The sequence below is a fragment of the Streptomyces sp. NPDC058092 genome (assembly GCF_042884935.1).
In the GTDB taxonomy this organism is placed as follows: Bacteria; Actinomycetota; Actinomycetes; order Streptomycetales; family Streptomycetaceae; genus Streptomyces.
This window is the reverse complement of sequence record NZ_JBHVSY010000051.1, coordinates 1-17,268: the sequence shown is the minus strand read 5'-3', so window position 1 is coordinate 17,268 and position 17,268 is coordinate 1. Positions and strand designations below refer to the sequence as shown.

Genomic DNA, 17,268 nt, shown 5'->3' with positions numbered 1-17,268 from the left:
TGGAACGTCGCACTCAGGGCCGGGCTGGCCCTTCCCGACGTGGCCTAGCCACCGACAGGAGAAGCCCCCCGGATTTATCCGGGGGGAGGAGTCACAATCGTCTCAGCTGGATCAAACCGGCGCTTTCGGCTGCGCCGCTGCACCGATACTCGGCTCACCCTCCAGCACGGGCCCCAGGAACACCGTCGTCAGTTACTGCAGCAAGTCGCTCTCGCCGTTGGTGGCGGCTGGCGGAAGCGGCGCGCGGTGGGGCAGGAGTGGGGCACCCCGTGTGGGTGCAATGGTCCCACCCGGAAGGACTTCATGCTGCGCCGTAGAGCCCGTGATGTGCAGTTCGCTCAGGAGCCGGAGAGCGTCGGCCTGGTGACGGTCTCGGACAAGGTTCCGACGTGATCAAGACAGCAGCGGAGTGACCCTCTTGTTTTCGGTTGCCCGTTCGGAAGGGCGTGGTGTGACCAGTGTCAGGCGTGAGACCTTGCAGGACGCATGTTCGGGGGTTTGCTTGATGAACAGAGCGTGGTGGCGGCTCGGCACACAGCTGCTGACGACCGCAACAGCACTGGCTGTAGTGTCAGCGGCGGCTCCTGCGGTGGCAGGTACGGGCGGTCCGGGGGATCTGCGGGTGGAGTCATACGTCCTGCCGGTGGGCGCGGCCAAGCCGTCGCTGGAGGACCTGCAGAGCGGCTCCGGGATGCAGCGCTTGCGGGATCTGATGGCGCAGTCGGAGCCCGGGGCGCGTCTGCCATACGGCCGTGTCAATCCTGTGACATTCCCCGCGAGGCTTGAGGGGCAGGAATCGTGTTGACCATGGTTCTGATGGAGAACACCCGCAGGGCCATTAAGCAAGGCAAGGAGTGTTCAGGATGCGTACGAACTGGAAGTTCGCCGTCGCCGTCGCCGCCACTGCGCTGACAGGTGCTGCTGGTGCGGGAGTCGCACAGGCTTCGCCCGCAACGGCCGGCAGCGTCGCCCCTTCGGCCTGCCGGCCGGCCAACCACACCGCGAAGATCACCGAGGCGCCCGCCGGCGCAGGGCACCGCCACTACCGCGTGACGCTGACCGCGCCGCGCGGGTACGAGCCGTGCAAGCTGGCCGGTTCGCCCACCAACGTGCGGTTCTCGAACCGCGGTTCGGAGTTGGAGGTCACCGCTGGCCACTACGGCAACCAGGCAACCGTGGTGACCTTCGGCCCGGGCCACCCGGTGCACTTCGACATCCAGGTTCCCAGCAGCGGCCGCAGTACCGCCGCGAGGGAGGCATCGTTCACGCTCCAGGCTCCGGACGGGGAGATCCCCGGCACGTCCGTCGCCCAGGGCAAGCTCAAGGTGGCCACGGGTACCCTCATCGGTCCGGTCCAGCGCGGCGCCTGACCTCCTCCCGCACCCCGGTGCGTCCCGCGGCAGTGTCACGGCGGCGCGACACCCCCAGGTCTTTCGTGTTCGGCGTACCGCCGAACGGCAGGCGGTCAGGGAGCCACGGTCGGCAGCGCGACGGGCGGGAGCCGAGCGGGTTCTCCAGGGCCTGATGGCCGACCGGGCCTGGGAGTTCCCGGCCGCCGGCGGAACTGTGCTGGACCGCTGGCCGGACATCGCGGCCGCCGTCGCGCCGCAGCTGCCCGACCAGGTCCGGTGAGCGTGTGGCCGAGACGCTCGACGGCATTCCGGAGGAGCGCCCGGTGACCTTCGATGGTGTCGGCAGTAAGCGGTTCCCCGTCGATGAACAGGGTGAGTACCCAGCCGGACTCGCCGGTGCAGGAGAGGCCAGGACGATGCGCGTGCCCGTGTCGTCGGTGAAGGAGCGGTGCGCGATGCTCTTAATCAGCCGTCCCAGGACCCTCGGTGCGGGGGGCCTCTTCAAGTCGGAGCGTGCTGAGCAGCTGCCGTAGCCGGGTGCCACGAGGCGGAGGCGGTGCAATGGCCGAATGAGAGGGTCGGCCGCTCCTGATCGGCACCGGCCTGGTCGGTTTTCTTGCGCTGGAGCGGTGGTCACTGAGGTCGGTCGCGGCTGCTTTCAGGGGCGCCGTCGCGGCACTGCCGCCCAGAAACGCGAGTTGACGAACGAGGCTAATGGCATTAGCTTTATGGCTACATTGATTAGCCATGGAGGGTTGAGTTGATATGACCAAGTTCCTGACCATTGGCAGCGGACGGCTCGCCTACGACGTGGAGGGCGAGGGCCCGCTGGTCGTGCTCGCCCACGGCATGGGTGACAACAGGGCGGCCTACCGCGATGTGGCCGCCCGGCTTGCGACGGCCGGATTTCGGGTCGCCGGCATGGACCAGCGCGGCCACGGTGAGTCCAGCACCGGCTGGGCGTCCTACACCCGCACTGACGCCGCGGCCGATCTCCTCGCCTTGATCAGGCACCTGGGCGGCCCCGCCGTCGTCGTGGGCCACTCCTTCGCCGGCGGGGCCGCCACCATTGCAGCGGCCAAGGAGCCCGAACTGGTCAGCGCCATCGTCGAAATCAGCCCGTTCACCCGCACACAGAAGATCAGCCTGAGCGCTCTGGTCTCCCGCGCCCGCTACCGCAAGGGCATGAGTCTGCTCATGGGCGCCGGCCTGCTGCGCAGCGTCGGGCTGTGGAAGCGCTACCTCGACCACGCCTACCCGGGCATCAAGCCCGCCGGTTACGCCGACCATGTCGCCGCCCTCGATACCGACCTGCGCAGGCCGGGCCGGATGGCCGTCGTCAGCAAGATGGGGATGTCCGCGCCCACGGACGCCGGTGCATGTCTCGACGCCATCCAGTGCCCCGCTCTGGTCATCGAGGGCACCCTCGACCCCGACTGGGCCGACCCCAGGGCCGAAGGAGAGGGCATCGTGGCCGCTATGCCCGCCGGGCTCGGCCGGCTCGAGATGATCGAGGGCGCTGGTCACTACCCGCACGTCCAGTTCCCAGCCGAAGTCGCCACGGCCATCCTGGCCTTCCTCAAGGTCGGCGCACGTGGCTAGGGCCGCGCTCACCACCGACGCCGTCGTCGATATCGCGCTGCTGATCACCGACGAGAGCGGCCCCGCCGCCCTGACCCTGTCGGCGGTGGCCGGCCGGGCAGGCGTCGCCACCCCGTCCCTCTACAAGCACGTGCGTAATCTGGCCGAGCTGCGCGACCTCATGTCGGCGCGGATCATGAACGAGATCGCGGACCAGGTCGGTGAAGCCGTGCTGGGCCGCTCCGCCGACGAGGCGATCCGCGAGCTCATGATGGCCTGGCGGCACTACGTGCTGCGGCACCCGCACCGCTACTCGGCACTCGTCCAGACACCCGAGCCCCGCACGGTCGAGGCGGGAACGCGATTGATCAACATCATGCTCGCCACCTTCCGTGCGTATGGAATGGCGGACTCCGCAGCGATCCACGCAGCCCGCTGCCTGCGCGCGGCCGTTCACGGCTTCGCAGTTCTGGAGGCCGAGGGCGCGTTTGGGCTCCCGGAGAAGCTGGACGAGAGCTACGACCTGCTGATCCACATGATGATCACAGGCCTGCACACACCTCACTGAACAGGCCGTGATGATGTGAGTACTTGACCTTTCGTCCTCTGCTGGTCGGTCTTTAGCCGGTATTTCGTGCTTGCGTGAGAACGATCTTTGCGTGTCGAATCCGGCGCTGCCGAAGCTGTTCGCACGACGCCTTGTCTACGCGCTTGGCGGCGCCGCTTGCTGCACGACCTCGAATGACCACAGTGTGGACCCGCTCGCCGCCGGCTTGGGGCGCTCGCTGCTCTCCGCGTCACCGCTCTGGTGGGCCGTCTTCATGGGGCCCTCCATCCAGGCCTGGAAGGATTCTTCGTCACGCCACCGCGTGTAGACGAGGTAGTTGTCGGTGCCTTCGACGGGGCGGAGGAGTTCGAACCACTCGAACCCGTCGGAGTTCTCCACGGCATGGGCACGGGAGGCGAAGCGCTTCTCCAGCGTCTCCCGCTGCTCGGCGGGGACGGTCAGTACGTTGATCTTGACTACGCTCATGGCCTCATCCTGCCGCACGGCGGTCGGCAGGATGAGGAGCGGCTCGTGCATGACGCGGTTCTGCGGAGCACCGCCGGGATCGGTACCGGCGCCAGGAGACTGACACCACCCTCGGCTACGCAGCCCAGCCGAGCCCGAGTTCGGCGAGCTGCTGGAGTTTGTTGGCGGTGAGTTTGGCGCGCCTCGACTTCGTGTTCGACAGCCACACTCCGAGCTTGACCTCGGTCCCGTCCGGGAGTGTCTCTACATGAGGCGCTGTGCGACGCGCGGGGCCAGTACCGTCTCGCCGCGGGAGGTGGCGTGGATCGCCTCGACAAGCTGCTCGCGGGTGGCGTCCTTGAGCAGGTAGCCGGTCGTGCCCGCCTCGACGGCCCGCTAGATCTCGGTGTCCGAGTCGTACGTGGTCAGGATCAGAACCCGGGCGCCGATGCCGGAGGTAAGGATCTGCTCGGTGGCGTTCACCCCGTCGACCACCGGCATCCGCAAGTCGAGCAGTGCGACATCGGGCTGCAGGTGCGCGACCAGCCGTACAGCCTCACGTCCGTCGCCCGCCTCGCCGACGATCTCGATGGTCGGCTCGGCGGCTAGCAGCGCGACGAGCCCGGAGCGCATCACCGTGTGGTCATCTGCGATCACGATCCTGAGGGGGTCTGCGGTCATGTCACTCCTCGGCGTCCGCGGGGAGGGCGGCAAGGATCCGCGTGCCCTCGCCGTGGAACTCGTCGAGGCGCTTGCGCACTTGCCCGCCGCACAGGCCTGGCCAGACGCACCCTCACCGAAATCGAGCAGGGCCGCACGGGCTCTGGCTGTGGATCTCCGTGTTCGGGTGAGGCTGGGTCTGGAGACGTTCGCGGAGGTCGATCTCCTCGGGGGTGAGCGGGTCCCCGGGGCGACGGATGCGGACGGGCTTGGGCTGCAGTGGCAGGCCGTCGTCTGCAGCGGCTTCCTCAGCTTCGGCGAACGCCCGGTAGAGCGAGGCGACCGAGGGGTGCTTGCCCGCGTTCTTCCCGGTCTTGATGACCAGCTTCTTCGCGATGTCGGGGACGGGGACGCCCTTGTCCTTGAGCGCGACGGCGAAGGTGAGCATGTCGTCGTCGATGACCTTCGGCCGTCCGCCGTGATTGCCCTTGGCCGCCGCGGTGACCTGGCCTTCGAGGGTCTTCTCCCGGATGTAGTTGCGCTCGATCTGCCCGGCCACGGCCAGCACGGCGAAAAACATGGCGCCCATGCCGTTGGGGTCGTAGATGCCGGTGAGCGGGCCGGTGAGGAGTTCGAGCCGGATGCCGCCGGCCTGGAGCTCGGCGGACAGCGTCATCAGCTCGGCGGCGTTGCGCGCGAGCCGCTTGAGCTCGTGGACGGTGAAGATGACCGGCGTCTCGGGGGCTGCCTCCTTGAACTGGCGGGCCAGGGCGAGCGCCTTCTCCAGCTCGGGCCGGACCTTGATGCGGGTGCTGATCTCCTCCTGGAAGACCTTGTGGCACTCCGCACGGTGGAGGGCTTCGAGCTGGCTCGCCAGCTCTTGGCGGGCGGTCGAGGTTCGGGCGTACCCGATCCTCACCGGCCGCTCGGTGCGGGACGCGGGCACGACGGCGAGCGCGGGGCCCTGCTTCCACACGCGGCCTGGGAGGCGGTCGGCGGGGACGGGGATCTCCAGTTCCTCGCGGAGCGCGGGGACGAGGACGAAGCGCGGGGTGTGGTACTTCACGGCGGTCTTCCCGCCCCGGGTGCGGCAGGCGCTGCCAGCGGGCGCGTCACAGTTCGGGCAGTCGTGACGTTCTACCGCCAACGCCACCTGATCGGGCGTGAGATCCATGGCCGCAGTCTCTCAGAAGTGGCTCGCACAACGTGTGGGTTTCGAGAGGACTTCTGCGAACGGCGACCTGCGGAAACGTGATCACTCGCGGGGCCCTCGCGGAACTCTCACAGATGTTCATTTATGAGAGACCGTCATCAAGGCTGCGACGAGCTACCGGGACCTCGCCTCTGGAGGCACACTCACACGTCGCGGCGCCTCACGACGAGCACGGCGAGTGCGATCGTGATCAGCGGCCAGAGCGTGTACACGATCCAGGAGCCGGGGACCGTGGCGGTGTAGCCCAGGGATCCGGGTTGCGGCCCCCAGTCTTGGACCAGGCGATTCCAGGCGGCCGACACCAGCGCGTGTCTGATGTCTGCCGACCAGCGGTTGCTCTCCGAGAACATGGTGGGCAGCATCAGCAGGGTGAAGACGCTGGTGAGCATGGTCCCGGCGGCATGCCGGAGCAGAACGCCGAGGCCCAGACCGACCAGGGCACAGATTGGAGCCAGCAACGCGGATGCCACCAGCGCCCGGAACACCCCGGGGTGGGTGATCGGAACGCCGGCATGGTGCCCGTCCAGGATGGCCTGGGAGACCAGGAAGGAACCGGTGGAGGCGGCCGTGCCGACCGCGGTCCACAGCGCGGCGTTGACGGCCGCCTTGGCCAGCACGACCGAGCCGCGGGCCGGGACGGCCACGGTGGTGGTGCGGATCAGCCCGCTGCTGTACTCGCTCACGACTGTGAGGGCGCCCATGCTGCTGGCGACGAGCATCAGCGTCCAGTAGCCGGCCGCCGGGTAGGCATCGAAGGGCAGGAAATCAGCGGGGCCGGAGCCCGCGGCCTTGTCCGCCAGCGTGGCCACGGCGGCGGACCCGACGACGAACAGGACGGTGAGTCCGATCGTCCACGGGGTGGAGCGCAGGGACCGCATCTTGATCCACTCGGAGGCGAGCAGGTCGCGGAAGCGGGCGGGCGGCCCGGTGACGTGGGTGGCCGGGGAGACGGAGGCGAGTGTGGTCATCGGGGCTCTCCTGCCAGGTACTCGGTGCTGTCGGCGGTGAGTTCCATGAAGGCCGCCTCCAGCGAGGCGGTGCGGGTGGTCAGCTCGTCCAGCCGGATGCGGTTCTCGAAGGCGAGGGCTCCGATCCGGTCCGCCGGGAGCCCGGTCACGGCGAGCTTCTCGGCGCCGGCCGAGCCCTCCGGCTCGACCGAGGCGCCCGCTGCGGTCAGCAAGGCTGCCAGCTTGGCGGCCTGCGGTGTCCCCACCACGACGCTGCGACGCGTGCCGCGGGCCGCGAAGTCCCGTACCGACTCGGCGGCGATGAGGCGGCCTCGGCCGATGACGACCAGCTGGTCGGCGGTGTTCTCCATCTCCGACATCAGGTGGCTGGAGAGGAAGACCGTGCGCCCCTCGGCGGCCAGGCGCCGGAAGAGCACGCGTACCCAGAGCACACCCTCCGGGTCCATGCCGTTGATCGGCTCGTCGAACATGAGCACGGGCGGGTCGCCGAGCAGGGCGGTGGCGATGCCCAGGCGCTGCTTCATGCCGAGGGAGAATCCGCCGATGCGGCGTTTCGCCACCTCGGCCAGCCCCACTTCCTGAAGCACCTCGTCCACCCGGCGCCGCGGGATGCCGTTGCTGCGGGCCAGAGCGGACAGGTGGGCCTCGGCGCTGCGTCCGCCGTGGATCTGTCCGGCGTCGAGGAGAGCGCCTACGTGCCGCAGCCCGCGCGGGTGGCGGTGGAAGGGGACGCCGCTGACGGTGGCGGCGCCGGTGGTGGGCGCGTCCAGGCCGAGGATCATCCGCAGGTGGTGGTCTTGCCGGCTCCGTTGGGGCCGAGGAATCCGGTGACCTGGCCCGGCCGGACGGTGAAGGACAGATGGTCGACGGCCGTCTTGCTGCCGTAGTGCTTGGTGAGTTCGCTGACTTCGATCACGGCACCCACACTGCCGAGAGGACCCCCGCCCGGACATGGGGCCGTGGGCGGCAATCGTGCGGCCGGGTTGGCCCGTGGGCGTACGTCCCCGGGCTGATGCCGCGCCGGCGGTGGCCGGTTAGTCTCGCGGCGTGAACCCTATGACGACCACTTTGTTGCCTGCGCGCGTCGCGCATCACTGTGTTGTTCCCGGGAGGGAATGCCGCCGATGACCAGAACCAAGGCCGTGGCCTGGGCGGGGGGTGTCTCTTACCTCCTCGTGGTGGGTCTGCTGGTGGGGGGCGCACCGCGGGCGTCGGGCACGGTCCACGGTGTCGGGGCACTGCTGGCTGTGAGCCTGCTCGCCGACGTGGTGCGACGGATGCCGCTGTTGGCTCTGGCCATGGCACTCTTCGGATCCACTGCTGTGGTGGTGGGCCCTCCGAGTTCCGGCCATGAGAGCCTGGCTGCGTCGTACCAGGGCCAGTTCCTGTCGTATCTGGCGGTGGCGTGCTGGGTTTCATCGTCGCCACCTGCGTACGGCGCGCTTCGATTGTCGCCGTGGCCGTGTCTGTCGCCGTGCAGTTCCTGGTGATCGGCGCCTTCGCGCGCGGGGACGGCCTGGCCGTCAACGAGGTGATCGCCCTCCTGGCGTTGGCCGCATCCTGCATGGCCGGTCTGCTGAGCCGCGAGCGCCGCGAGCACGCGGTGGCGCTGCGTGCACAGGAGGTGGCCGAGGCCGTGACCGCCGAACGGCTGCGGATCGCACGGGAGCTGCACGACATGGTCGCGCACAGCATCGGCATCATCGCCATTCAGGCCGGTGTGGGCAGCCGGGTCATCCAGACTCAGCCGGCGGAGGCGCGCGAGGCCCTTCGCGCCATCGAGGCCACCAGCAGAGACACCCTGTCGGGCCTTCGGCGCACGCTGGTGTCACTCCGTCAGGCTGACCGGGGCGCGGCCACCTCGGAGCAGTCACCGCGCGCACCCTCGCCGGGACTGGCGGACGTCGAACGGCTGGCGGCAGCAACCGCGGGCGCGGGGGTACGCGTCGACGTGTGCTGCAGCGGGGAGCAGCGTCCTGTGCCGGCCGACATCGACCTGTCCGCCTACCGCATCGTGCAGGAGGCGCTGACCAACGTGGTCCGGCACGCGGCCACCGGGCGTTGCCGGGTGGCCATCGACTATGGAGACGAGGAGCTGTCCGTGGAGGTCGTCGACGATGGGCGCGGCGCCACCGGGAACGGCTCGGCCCAGGGCTTCGGCATCATCGGGATGCGGGAGCGGGTCGGTCTGCTGGGCGGCCGGCTCAGCGCCGGGCCGCGCCCTGAGGGCGGCTTTCGGGTGGCGGCCCGGCTGCCGCTGCCCGCACCCATCAGAGTTCCGGTGGAGGCCTGATGACCGTCCGGGTGGTGCTCGCCGACGACCAGCCGTTGGTTCGGTCCGGTCTGCGCGTACTCATGGCCGATCACAGCGACCTGGAGGTCGTCGGTGAAGCCGCCACCGGCGCCGAGGCCGTCCAACTGGTGAGCGACACCAGCCCTGACGTCGTGGTCATGGACATCCGGATGCCCGGCATGGACGGGATCGAGGCCACCCGCCTGATCACGGCCGGTCCGGCAACCACTCGCGTTCTCGTCCTGACCACCTTCGACGAGGACGACCACATCTACGGCGCCCTCCGGGCCGGCGCGAGCGGTTTCCTGGTCAAGGACATGGCGCTGGACGACATCCTCGCGGCGATCCGCGTGGTCGCCGCCGGCGACGCACTGATCGCGCCGGGTGTGACGCGCCGTCTGATCGCCGACTTCATCGGGCGCCCCGCACCAGCCCCGGAGCGCTCCCCGCAGCCGGTCAAGGGCATCACCGAGCGGGAACGGGAAGTGCTGACCCTGGTCGGACGCGGCCGGTCGAACACCGAGATCGCCGAGGACCTCTTCATCACGGTGGCCACCGCCAAGTCGCACGTGTCACGCCTGCTCACCAAACTGGGCGCCCGGGACCGGGTCCAGCTCGTCATCACCGCCTATGAGATGGGGCTCGTCACCCTGCCTCGCTGATGGTGTCCCCGGCCCCCGCGGTGAAGCCGGAAATACCCTGTCGCTCACGTCTCGGGTAGGAGCCGTCGAAGGAGCAGCCGCTAACACGCCACCCTGCGGCTGTAAACAGGACTGGCCGGTCCCAGGCCGGCTCAGTCCTCTCCGTCGTCGTCATCGTCGAGGTTGACGGCGTCCGGGTCGCGCAGGGGCCGCAGCCCGTCAACCGGCTGGGAGGCGGTGAAGCTGTAACGGCCGAGCACGTTGAGGTTGCGGTGCTTGAGCGGGGAGAGCCGGGCGCTGTCCTCGTCCCGGATATCGTGGCCCTCGGCGCGGAGCTGGGCGACGGCGGCGTCGATGTACCGGGTGGTCCAGAGCACGACGGCGTTGAGGACCAGGCCGAGCGAGCCGAGCTGGTCCTGCATGCCGTCCCGGTACGCCTGGTGGATGGTGCCGCGCTTGCCGTGGCACACGTCGCGGGCCAGCTCGTGGCGGGACTCCTGCACGGTGAGCTGCCTGTTCATCTGCCGCCGGTAGGTGTCATCGACCGGATCCACGACACGGAGCAGGTGCTCGGTCTTGGCGATCCGCCCGTACTCGGCGAACGCCTGTCCCAGCGGGGTGGGGTGGCCTTCGCGGCCGAACATCCGCAGCAGGTCGTAGGCGCGTACCTGGTTGGTGACCAGGGAACCGGCGACCCGCAGCATGTCCGGCCAGTGCGTGATCACCTTGTTCAGGTTGACCCGGCGAGAAGTCGTACACCTGTCTCGACTGGTTGAGCCATCCGCAGGACAATCCGGCACGCTCCGCGCAGCCACAGCGCGGCGCCTGTCACCTTCGCGGCCATGTCCTCCACTGCCTCATCCGGCCGCCGATGGGACGGAACCCCCCCAACCGTGCCCACCATCGTCAGCGGGCCCTGCGCGTTGCTTCCGACAGCCCCACCCGCCTCGTGCGCCGCGCCCAGCCCAGCCGCTGCCGCGGCAACCGCATCGACTGGTACACCCGCCCCGTCAGCCTCCACCCGCAAGAACTCGACGCCACCGCCGTGCCGGCCGCCAGCCGCTGGCACGTCAGCTCCGGCATCGCCCACCCCGCCGACGACGGCACCCCCTGGTGCCGCAGCCGGCACCCTCACCCCACCCGCACCGGACACAGCCTCACCCACAACCGGACCGGAGCCCTGCCGCCCGGCCGGCGGGGCTCCCGATTCGCCGTACCAGACGAGGCCCGGTGGCATCCGAATGGTGTCGGGCGGGCGGGCCGGGGGACGAGGGGCCTCGGAGTGCCGGGGTGTGGACGAGCTTCCCTTGCCCCCCTCAAGCGTCAACTCAGCGTGGCGATACCGCTGTCGGCTTCGGAAGCGTGCAGCCCGTGGCTGACAGGTTGAGCTTGTTGCCCGTCGTGAAGCAGGCGGGGATGCCGTAGGTCTCCTGGGCGTATCCGATCCCCTTGCGGATGGTGACGGCCCCCTGCTCGTTTACCTCGCAGGGGTTGTCGAGGGTGCAGCTTTCACCGCTCTCGTTGGTGGTGTTGTTGATCGCCGTGACCTGCCCGGTCGTCGTGTCGATGACCGGGGAGCCCGAGGTGCCCCCGATGACCTGGCACTCAGGGGTGTAGCGGACGGCGTCCTTCCATGTCCACTGGCCCTCCTTCAGGCGGTACGCGAACCCGTCGACGGAGCAGGAGTAGACCCGCTTCCAGTAGCCGGAGACCACGTCGATCGCGTGCCCCTGCACCGGGTGGGTCGCGGACAGCGTCAGCGGCGCGATTCCCGTGGACTGCTGTATCTGGGCGTAGGTCCTGGTCAGTTGGTAGAGCGTGACGTCCGTGTCGGTCATCGTCGCGTAGACGACTTTGTTCGCCTTGAGTGTTCCGGCGGTGCCGGCCGAGGCGTTGAGCAGCGTGAAGCTGCGGGTGGAGGCCTGGTTGGTGATGACCTGACCCGCGCTCGGGAAGCCCGTTTCGAGGCAGTGGCCGTTCGTCATGACCAGCCCCGGGTCCGTCGCCTGCGAGTTCGGCATGCGGACCAGGGAGCCTGAGCAGTTGCTGAGCGCCACGGTGCCGGCGAAGGAGGCGGCTGTCACCGAGGCGGGCGTACTCACGGGGGATGAGATGACCTTGCCGCTGTCAGGGTGCATGGCGGCTGTCGCGGCAGCGGGGGTCGCCCCGCTCGCGCGGTCGGGTGCTGCGGCTGCCGTGCCCGTGGTGCCTACCAAGGCGGCGACACCGAGGGCCACGGCGGTGAGGGTGGCGAGGAGAGGCTTGCGCATGGTGATGGTCGGTCCTCTCGGTTCGGCCCGGGAGCCCGGTGGCCCCCGGACGACGAAGGGTGACCGCATTGTCGGCGTACAGCCAAATCCCCCGCTACCCCACCACTCCGTCCTGGCTCATTCCGCCCCCTTGACGGCCACCGCACCGGGACTGTCTTCCTTGGCCATGGGCACACAAAGGCCGACCGCCCCGGCGCCTGGAGCTCGTCACACGGTCATGTCGAGGTGCGAGGGTGAGGTGTGACCGGTGTGACGATTCCGCCGTTCGTGGGGTGTGGGGAACCGGCCGTGGATCGTGGATGACGAGTTGTGGGAGCTGATCGAGCCTCTGCTGCGGCTCTGGCCCGAGAGGCGTCCGGCCCGAAGCCGGAGCTCGATCGGCTGTGTCCACAGGGCATCCTGTACGTGCTCTCCAACGACATCAGCTGGCAACTGCTGCCGCTGGAGCAGGGGTTCCGCTCCGGGCAGACCTGCCGACGCGGACTGGGCCGGTGGCATGAGGCCGGCGTCATCGCCCAGCCGCACCGCCTCCTGCTCGCCGAGCTTCACGCCGTCGGCGAACTGGACTGGTCGCGGGCCTCGGCGCCGGCCAGATCGCGGCCGTGCAGTGCACGGCCTGACAGTGCACGCCGAACTCGACACCGACCAGTACCCCACAGGTATCCAGGTCAGCGACGACGAGATCGCCGCCCTGCCGATCACACGGCACCGATTCCACGGCGATTGGAACTACACCCTCCACCCCCAGCTGCCGCAGGACGCGACGTCGATCAACGACACGGCGGACCAGGCGCAGGCGAACAAGCCGCATCGCCTGACACCGCGTTCGCTGCAGGACCCTGAACTGACCGGTATGACCCGCCAACAACTCAGCGAACCCCACCCGGGACAAGAGCAAGAAAGCATGTTGGTGATCTGCACGCCCATACTGATCATTTCAGAATGAGGTTCGGAGTCGTCTCAAGTGGGACGTGCACGTCGGCTCCACCGTCTGCCGGGCCCGTCAGCGCGCTGCCGGAGCGGCGGGGGTTCGGGCTGTTGCCTGCTCGACCGTACGCCACGGCCTTACCCCGGGTTATCACCTTTTTGATGTGTTTTCCCTGGCTGCGGCCGGTATAGCCTCGTTCCGTTTGTAGCGTGTAGACAGCATCGTTCGAGCTGCCCGATGGGGTCTCATGGCTGCCTGGCGGGTCGTATCCGGTTGTCGGCTCGACGAAGCACCGTTCCGTCATGACACAACATCGACGACAGGGTCGGCCCGTGCGCCGGCCTTCGCGTGAAGGAGAATCTGTGATCTCGAAAAGCAAGAGGGCCGCGCGTTCCGTGGCCGTGGCGCTCGCCACAGCTGCCGCGCTCACCGTCAGCATGCCGAGCGGCAACGCCTTCGCCATCGACCACGTCCAATGTGTCGGCGGGGAGAACTTCTTGAAGATCTGGTCGCACTTCGAGGGCCGTGAGAGCGTCGACTGCTACGCGAATGGCGGGAAGACCGACTTCGGCGGGTGGTGGGTCGACCGGATCTCCACGGGCAACAACGACCTGATCTACTATGACGCCAACGGTGACTCGGTGAAGATCGAGCGCTGGCACGACATCACCTTCCCGAACCACCCACCGAAGGTCGTCGCCATCCAGATCGTGTGACGAGTTGACATCCGGTTGCGGGGAATGACTGTCCGGTCACGCTCTTCCGGGCGTGGCCGGGACACGATGGCTTAACTGATCGTTCCAGAATGAGTTGAGCTGCGGGTCCTGCGCTTGAGGACCTTGGTCGACAGGGTGTCCCGCGTGCGTGCTGATCTCGTTCCGGACGACCTGTGGGAGCGCGCAGCTCCGCTGCTGCCACCTGCTCCCGAGCGGCGCCACCGCCACCCCGGGCGACTACGTGTTCCGGACCGGGCGGCGCTCGCGGGCGTGCTGTACGTGCTGCGGACGGGCGTCGCCTGGCGCGACGTTCCGGCCGAGGCGGTGGGCTGCTCGGGGGTGACGGCGTGGCGTAGGCTGCGGGACTGGACCGAGGCCGAGGTCTGGCCCCGTCTGCACGCCGCTCTGTTGACCGAGCTGCGCCGGGCGGACCTTCTGGAGCTGGATGATTTCGCCGTGGACGGGTCACACGTCCGGGCTCTCAAAGGGGGATCATGTCGGCCCCTCACCGGTCGACCGTGCCCGTCCCCGGCTCCAAGCACCATGTGATCGTCGACCGTTTGAGAATTCCGCTCGCCGTCATGCTCACCGGCGGCAACTGCCACGACGTCACCCAGCTCCTGCCGCTGCTTGATGCGGTCCCGCCGATCCGGGGGCTGCGGGGACGCCCGCGCCGCAAGCCCCGGCGACTGTACGCCGACCGCGGCTACGACTTCGACAAGTACCGCCGCCTCCTGTGGAAGCGCGGCATCAAGCCGGTGATCGCCCGACGCGGCGTCGCCCACGGTTCCGGGCTGGGCAAGGTGCGCTGGGTGGTCGAACGCGCCTTCGCCTGGCTCCACCAGTTCAAACGACTCCGCATCCGCTACGAGATACGCGCAGGCCTCCACCTCGCCCTGCTCCAACTCGCCTGCAGCATCATCTGCTTGAGACGACTCCGAACGTCATTCTGAAACGATCAGTAAGTCACACCTCCGGTGAGCCGAAGGAAATGGCGGCGTCAGAGACGTACCGGGAGGGGGCGGAGCGTCGGCGTGGGGTGCGCGGCGCGGGCGAGGCGCTCTTACAGGTCGGGGAAGTTTTCAGCGGCGCACGCCATGTGGTCGCGCAGCTGCGCGGCGAGCTTGTCCGCCTTCGCCTGGTCGACCTTCGCGGCCTTCTTGTATGCGATGGCCATGCCCCGGGTCTTCCTCGCGAAGACTCGGGCCGCGTCCACGTACTCCGGAGCGCCTGGAGCGGACTCAGAGGCGGCCTCCTTCTCAGCCTGCTCCTTGGCCAGAGAGCGCCGGTTCCTCCTCCGCCTTGCGTGGAAGCTGCTGCACGATGCCGTTGATGGTCTTCTGGCCGACCTGGGCTTGGTGACCGTCCAGCTCACCGGCGATGGCGCAGAGCAGCGCGCCGTCGTCCGGGGAGCGAGCCTTCACCACCGAACTCGTTGTGAGCGAGCCCCACGCGATTCGGTCATTGCCTGCGACAACCTAAGGCCCTCCGAGCAGTGCGGCTCCTGATCAACTTGAAAAACCGACTCGAAGGTATTTACTATCGGGGGCATGGGAAGGCCAGTGGACCAACTGACACCGAAGGGCGCGGCGACGCGCCGGGACATTCTGCGCGCCGCCGCCCGTGTCTTCGACGCCAAGGGGTATGCCCTGGCCCGGATGGACGACGTGGTGAGCGAGACCGGCCTTACCAAGGGCGCCGTGTACTTCCACTTCAAGAGCAAGGCCGCCCTGGCTCATGCGGTCGTCGACGATCAGAAGCAGGGGATGCTTGCGCATGTGCGCAGGCAGCTCGAGGGGCTCGGAGGGCCGGCCGCACAGGTACGCGGACTCGTCCCCGTCCTCGTGGACCTCGTCATCGCCGAACCCGCGGGATGGTCCGTCGTGCGGCTCGACCGCGAGCTCGCCACCGAGTCGCCGCAGGACCATGCCGAGGCGTCCGTTCTCGCGGAGTGGGTCGGCCTGGTCGAAGAACTCCTCCTCGCAGGCGCCCACGCTGGCGACCTGCGTCTTTCGGCCGACGCCCACACGCTGGCGACCGTATTCGTGGGCGCGTTCGACGGATTGAAGGGCGTCCTCGAGGCCACGGGACGCGCCACCCCCGAGGAGCTGCACCGTGCAGCGGCCGTTCTCACCGAAGTCATTGAGGCGACCATCGAAGCTCACTGAACGCCGGGCAGGCCGGACGCCACGCACGTCGGCCACCTCGGCCTCCTCATCACGAAGAAAAAAACCTTTGAGTCGGTATGGAGACAGATATGAACTACTCGGACACCCTCACCTCCCAGCTGGCTGTCGTCACCGGCGCTTCGTCAGGGATCGGCGCCGAGTTCGCTCAGCAACTGGCCGCCCGCGGTGTGAACCTGGTCCTCGTCGCCCGTTCGAAAGACAAGCTGGAGGAGCTCGCCTCGACCCTGCGGACCAGGCACCGCGTGACCGTCACGCCGATCGCCCTCGACCTCTCCCGGCCCGACTCCTCCGAGACTCTCGCGCGCACGCTCGACGAGCAGGACGTCGCCGTGGACATCCTCGTCAACAACGCCGGCTTCGCCTCCCACGGCGACCTCGCTGAGGCCGACCACGACTACATGGCCTCCCAGGTTCAGCTGAACGTCGGCACGCTCGTCGGCAACACCACCCGGCTCCTGCCCGGCATGGTCGAGCGCGGGCGCGGCACCATCATCAACGTCGCCAGCACAGCCGGATTCCAGGCGGTGCCACACATGGCGGTGTACTCCGCGACGAAGGCATTCGTCCTGTCCTTCACGCGTTCCCTCTGGGGCGAGACCCGCGGCACCGGTGTGGCCGTCCTCGGGATCTGCCCGGGCGCCACCGACACCCCGTTCTTCGACGTGGCCGGTGACAACGCGTCGGTCGGCAACCGGCGCACACCGCAGCAGGTCGTCGCCACAGCACTCGCGGCGCTCGGCGGCCGCAAGGCGACCGTCGTCGACGGCGTCGGCAATGCCCTGGTCTCACGCGTCGTCAGCCGCCTGGCACCGGAGCGCCCCCTGATCCGCATCGCCGAACGGAGCGTACGCCCGGGTGCGTGAGCCCCGAAGAGCCCACGGACATCTCGGCGTTGCGGGCGGCCGCGTGGTCGATCTCCACGAGGCGGTGGTGACCGCCGGCGGTAGCGGCAGCACCGAACGTCCGCACTCATTCGGCCAGAGCGTCGGTACACCTGAATCTGGCACCGCATCGAGCTCAGTGCTGAGTGCCGATCACGGAGAGGAACCGGCCTTCTGCCGTCTGGAGTCGCTTGAGGGAGCTTTCGGGCGCGGCACAGCAGCGGGGCCCCTCGGGGATTGACTATGGATGCTGCACACCCCGGGAGTCGGCCAAGGGTGCGGTGAAGGGGCCCGTGAAGGCACAGCAGGCGCTCTCCGGCAGGGCCTGGCGGCTCTCGCCCAGTGGGTGGAGCGCGAAGGTGCGGACAGGCCGGTGCCGCGCGAGCACAGTGAGCAGATCACGGTCGACGGCGAGACGGGGCCCCGGGAACAGCAGGGGGCCCTGGAGTTCCTCCCCTCTCCGAGGCGTGTTCGGCGACAGTGTCGGCGCAGGGGGCGCTCGGCCCTACTCGATCGCCTGGAGCAGGGTGCGCAGGGCGTGGTCGAGGGTTTCGCGTTCGTCGG

Annotated in this window: 17 protein-coding genes and 5 pseudogenes; 14 read left to right on the top strand and 8 right to left on the bottom strand. The window is 68.8% G+C overall.

Going from position 1 to position 17,268, the window contains the following annotated elements; translation table 11 throughout:
- The first annotated feature begins 863 nt into the window (after positions 1-863).
- The 4 genes from ACFVV1_RS40260 (at position 864) to ACFVV1_RS40245 (ending at position 3,501) form a co-directional block, all read left to right on the top strand.
- The gene (locus ACFVV1_RS40260; protein WP_390000478.1) at positions 864-1,370 is read left to right on the top strand and encodes a DUF4232 domain-containing protein; all 507 of its coding nucleotides are present in this window, start codon (positions 864-866) and stop codon (positions 1,368-1,370) included.
- A 266-nt stretch (positions 1,371-1,636) separates the two neighbouring features.
- Positions 1,637-1,885, top strand: a complete 249-nt coding sequence (locus ACFVV1_RS40255) for a hypothetical protein (protein WP_390000475.1) — start codon at positions 1,637-1,639, stop codon at positions 1,883-1,885.
- 232 nt (positions 1,886-2,117) lie between these two features.
- A complete protein-coding gene (locus ACFVV1_RS40250; RefSeq protein ID WP_390000472.1) occupies positions 2,118-2,954 on the top strand; it encodes an alpha/beta fold hydrolase in 837 nt (278 codons plus the stop codon).
- Positions 2,947-3,501, top strand: a complete 555-nt coding sequence (locus ACFVV1_RS40245; protein ID WP_390000469.1) for a TetR/AcrR family transcriptional regulator — start codon at positions 2,947-2,949, stop codon at positions 3,499-3,501. The genes ACFVV1_RS40250 and ACFVV1_RS40245 overlap by 8 nt, the downstream gene beginning before the upstream one ends.
- A 135-nt stretch (positions 3,502-3,636) precedes the next feature.
- On the opposite strand, the gene ACFVV1_RS40240 is transcribed toward ACFVV1_RS40245, so the two are convergent.
- The 5 genes and pseudogenes from ACFVV1_RS40240 to ACFVV1_RS40220 form a co-directional block, all read right to left on the bottom strand.
- Positions 3,637-3,966, bottom strand: coding sequence for an antibiotic biosynthesis monooxygenase family protein (locus tag ACFVV1_RS40240; RefSeq protein WP_390000466.1), 330 nt, complete (start codon positions 3,964-3,966; stop codon positions 3,637-3,639).
- 246 nt (positions 3,967-4,212) lie between these two features.
- Positions 4,213-4,626 (bottom strand): annotated as a pseudogene (locus tag ACFVV1_RS40235) (response regulator transcription factor); the annotation flags it as partial.
- 112 nt (positions 4,627-4,738) lie between these two features.
- Positions 4,739-5,779, bottom strand: a complete 1,041-nt coding sequence (locus ACFVV1_RS40230; RefSeq protein ID WP_390000463.1) for a recombinase family protein — start codon at positions 5,777-5,779, stop codon at positions 4,739-4,741.
- Between the two features lie 182 nt (positions 5,780-5,961).
- Positions 5,962-6,786 carry an ABC transporter permease gene (locus ACFVV1_RS40225; protein ID WP_390000460.1) on the bottom strand — a complete coding sequence of 275 codons (825 nt, stop codon included), beginning with the start codon at positions 6,784-6,786 and terminating at the stop codon, positions 5,962-5,964.
- A pseudogene (locus tag ACFVV1_RS40220) lies at positions 6,783-7,702 on the bottom strand (ABC transporter ATP-binding protein). The gene ACFVV1_RS40225 and the pseudogene ACFVV1_RS40220 overlap by 4 nt, the downstream one beginning before the upstream one ends.
- A gap of 540 nt (positions 7,703-8,242) precedes the next feature.
- On the opposite strand from ACFVV1_RS40220, the gene ACFVV1_RS40215 reads away from it, so the two are divergent.
- Positions 8,243-9,079: a sensor histidine kinase gene (locus tag ACFVV1_RS40215; protein WP_390000458.1), complete on the top strand. Its 837-nt coding sequence runs from the start codon at positions 8,243-8,245 to the stop codon at positions 9,077-9,079.
- Positions 9,079-9,741 carry a response regulator gene (locus ACFVV1_RS40210; protein WP_390000455.1) on the top strand — a complete coding sequence of 221 codons (663 nt, stop codon included), beginning with the start codon at positions 9,079-9,081 and terminating at the stop codon, positions 9,739-9,741. Before ACFVV1_RS40215 ends, ACFVV1_RS40210 begins: the two co-directional genes overlap by 1 nt.
- Positions 9,742-9,872: 131 nt before the next feature.
- Here the strand turns inward: ACFVV1_RS40210 and ACFVV1_RS40205 are convergent, their stop codons facing one another.
- Positions 9,873-10,535, bottom strand: a complete 663-nt coding sequence (locus ACFVV1_RS40205; RefSeq protein ID WP_390000452.1) for a Tn3 family transposase — start codon at positions 10,533-10,535, stop codon at positions 9,873-9,875.
- 56 nt (positions 10,536-10,591) lie between these two features.
- On the opposite strand from ACFVV1_RS40205, the gene ACFVV1_RS40200 reads away from it, so the two are divergent.
- Positions 10,592-11,107, top strand: coding sequence for a DUF6083 domain-containing protein (locus ACFVV1_RS40200; protein ID WP_390000450.1), 516 nt, complete (start codon positions 10,592-10,594; stop codon positions 11,105-11,107).
- Here the strand turns inward: ACFVV1_RS40200 and ACFVV1_RS40195 are convergent.
- On the bottom strand, positions 11,049-11,990 hold the full coding sequence (locus tag ACFVV1_RS40195; RefSeq protein ID WP_390000447.1) for a serine protease: 942 nt from the start codon (positions 11,988-11,990) through the stop codon (positions 11,049-11,051). The two genes, ACFVV1_RS40200 and ACFVV1_RS40195, sit on opposite strands and share 59 nt — an antisense overlap.
- A gap of 309 nt (positions 11,991-12,299) precedes the next feature.
- Between ACFVV1_RS40195 and ACFVV1_RS40190 the strand changes: the two are divergent.
- From ACFVV1_RS40190 to ACFVV1_RS40175, 4 genes and pseudogenes are all read left to right on the top strand, one after another.
- Positions 12,300-12,497 (top strand): annotated as a pseudogene (locus ACFVV1_RS40190) (transposase); the annotation flags it as partial.
- A 106-nt stretch (positions 12,498-12,603) separates the two neighbouring features.
- Positions 12,604-12,936, top strand: a pseudogene (locus ACFVV1_RS40185) (hypothetical protein); the annotation flags it as partial.
- A gap of 344 nt (positions 12,937-13,280) precedes the next feature.
- Complete coding sequence (locus ACFVV1_RS40180) at positions 13,281-13,634, top strand: beta/gamma crystallin domain-containing protein (protein WP_390000445.1); 354 nt, start codon at positions 13,281-13,283, stop codon at positions 13,632-13,634.
- A 144-nt stretch (positions 13,635-13,778) separates the two neighbouring features.
- Positions 13,779-14,587: pseudogene (locus ACFVV1_RS40175) on the top strand (IS5 family transposase).
- A 306-nt stretch (positions 14,588-14,893) separates the two neighbouring features.
- Here the strand turns inward: ACFVV1_RS40175 and ACFVV1_RS40170 are convergent.
- Positions 14,894-15,061 (bottom strand): hypothetical protein, encoded by a 168-nt coding sequence (locus ACFVV1_RS40170; RefSeq protein WP_390000442.1) that lies wholly within the window; start codon positions 15,059-15,061, stop codon positions 14,894-14,896.
- A 123-nt stretch (positions 15,062-15,184) separates the two neighbouring features.
- Here ACFVV1_RS40170 and ACFVV1_RS40165 point away from each other — a divergent pair, with 123 nt between their 5' ends.
- The 3 genes from ACFVV1_RS40165 to ACFVV1_RS40155 all read left to right on the top strand — a co-directional run.
- Complete coding sequence (locus ACFVV1_RS40165; protein WP_390000440.1) at positions 15,185-15,802, top strand: TetR family transcriptional regulator; 618 nt, start codon at positions 15,185-15,187, stop codon at positions 15,800-15,802.
- A gap of 89 nt (positions 15,803-15,891) precedes the next feature.
- Positions 15,892-16,686, top strand: a complete 795-nt coding sequence (locus ACFVV1_RS40160; RefSeq protein WP_390000437.1) for an SDR family NAD(P)-dependent oxidoreductase — start codon at positions 15,892-15,894, stop codon at positions 16,684-16,686.
- A 265-nt stretch (positions 16,687-16,951) separates the two neighbouring features.
- A partial coding sequence (locus ACFVV1_RS40155) for a hypothetical protein (protein WP_390000435.1) occupies positions 16,952-17,268 on the top strand: 317 nt, incomplete at its 3' end.

Coding starts and splice junctions, on each gene's coding strand:
- ACFVV1_RS40165 (WP_390000440.1), top strand. CDS start 15,185: ATGGGAAGGCCAGTGGACCAACTGACACCGAAGGGCGCGGCGACGCGC.
- ACFVV1_RS40225 (WP_390000460.1), bottom strand. CDS start 6,786: ATGACCACACTCGCCTCCGTCTCCCCGGCCACCCACGTCACCGGGCCG.
- ACFVV1_RS40160 (WP_390000437.1), top strand. CDS start 15,892: ATGAACTACTCGGACACCCTCACCTCCCAGCTGGCTGTCGTCACCGGC.
- ACFVV1_RS40230 (WP_390000463.1), bottom strand. CDS start 5,779: ATGGATCTCACGCCCGATCAGGTGGCGTTGGCGGTAGAACGTCACGAC.
- ACFVV1_RS40195 (WP_390000447.1), bottom strand. CDS start 11,990: ATGCGCAAGCCTCTCCTCGCCACCCTCACCGCCGTGGCCCTCGGTGTC.
- ACFVV1_RS40250 (WP_390000472.1), top strand. CDS start 2,118: ATGACCAAGTTCCTGACCATTGGCAGCGGACGGCTCGCCTACGACGTG.
- ACFVV1_RS40210 (WP_390000455.1), top strand. CDS start 9,079: ATGACCGTCCGGGTGGTGCTCGCCGACGACCAGCCGTTGGTTCGGTCC.
- ACFVV1_RS40240 (WP_390000466.1), bottom strand. CDS start 3,966: ATGAGCGTAGTCAAGATCAACGTACTGACCGTCCCCGCCGAGCAGCGG.
- ACFVV1_RS40200 (WP_390000450.1), top strand. CDS start 10,592: ATGGGACGGAACCCCCCCAACCGTGCCCACCATCGTCAGCGGGCCCTG.
- ACFVV1_RS40260 (WP_390000478.1), top strand. CDS start 864: ATGCGTACGAACTGGAAGTTCGCCGTCGCCGTCGCCGCCACTGCGCTG.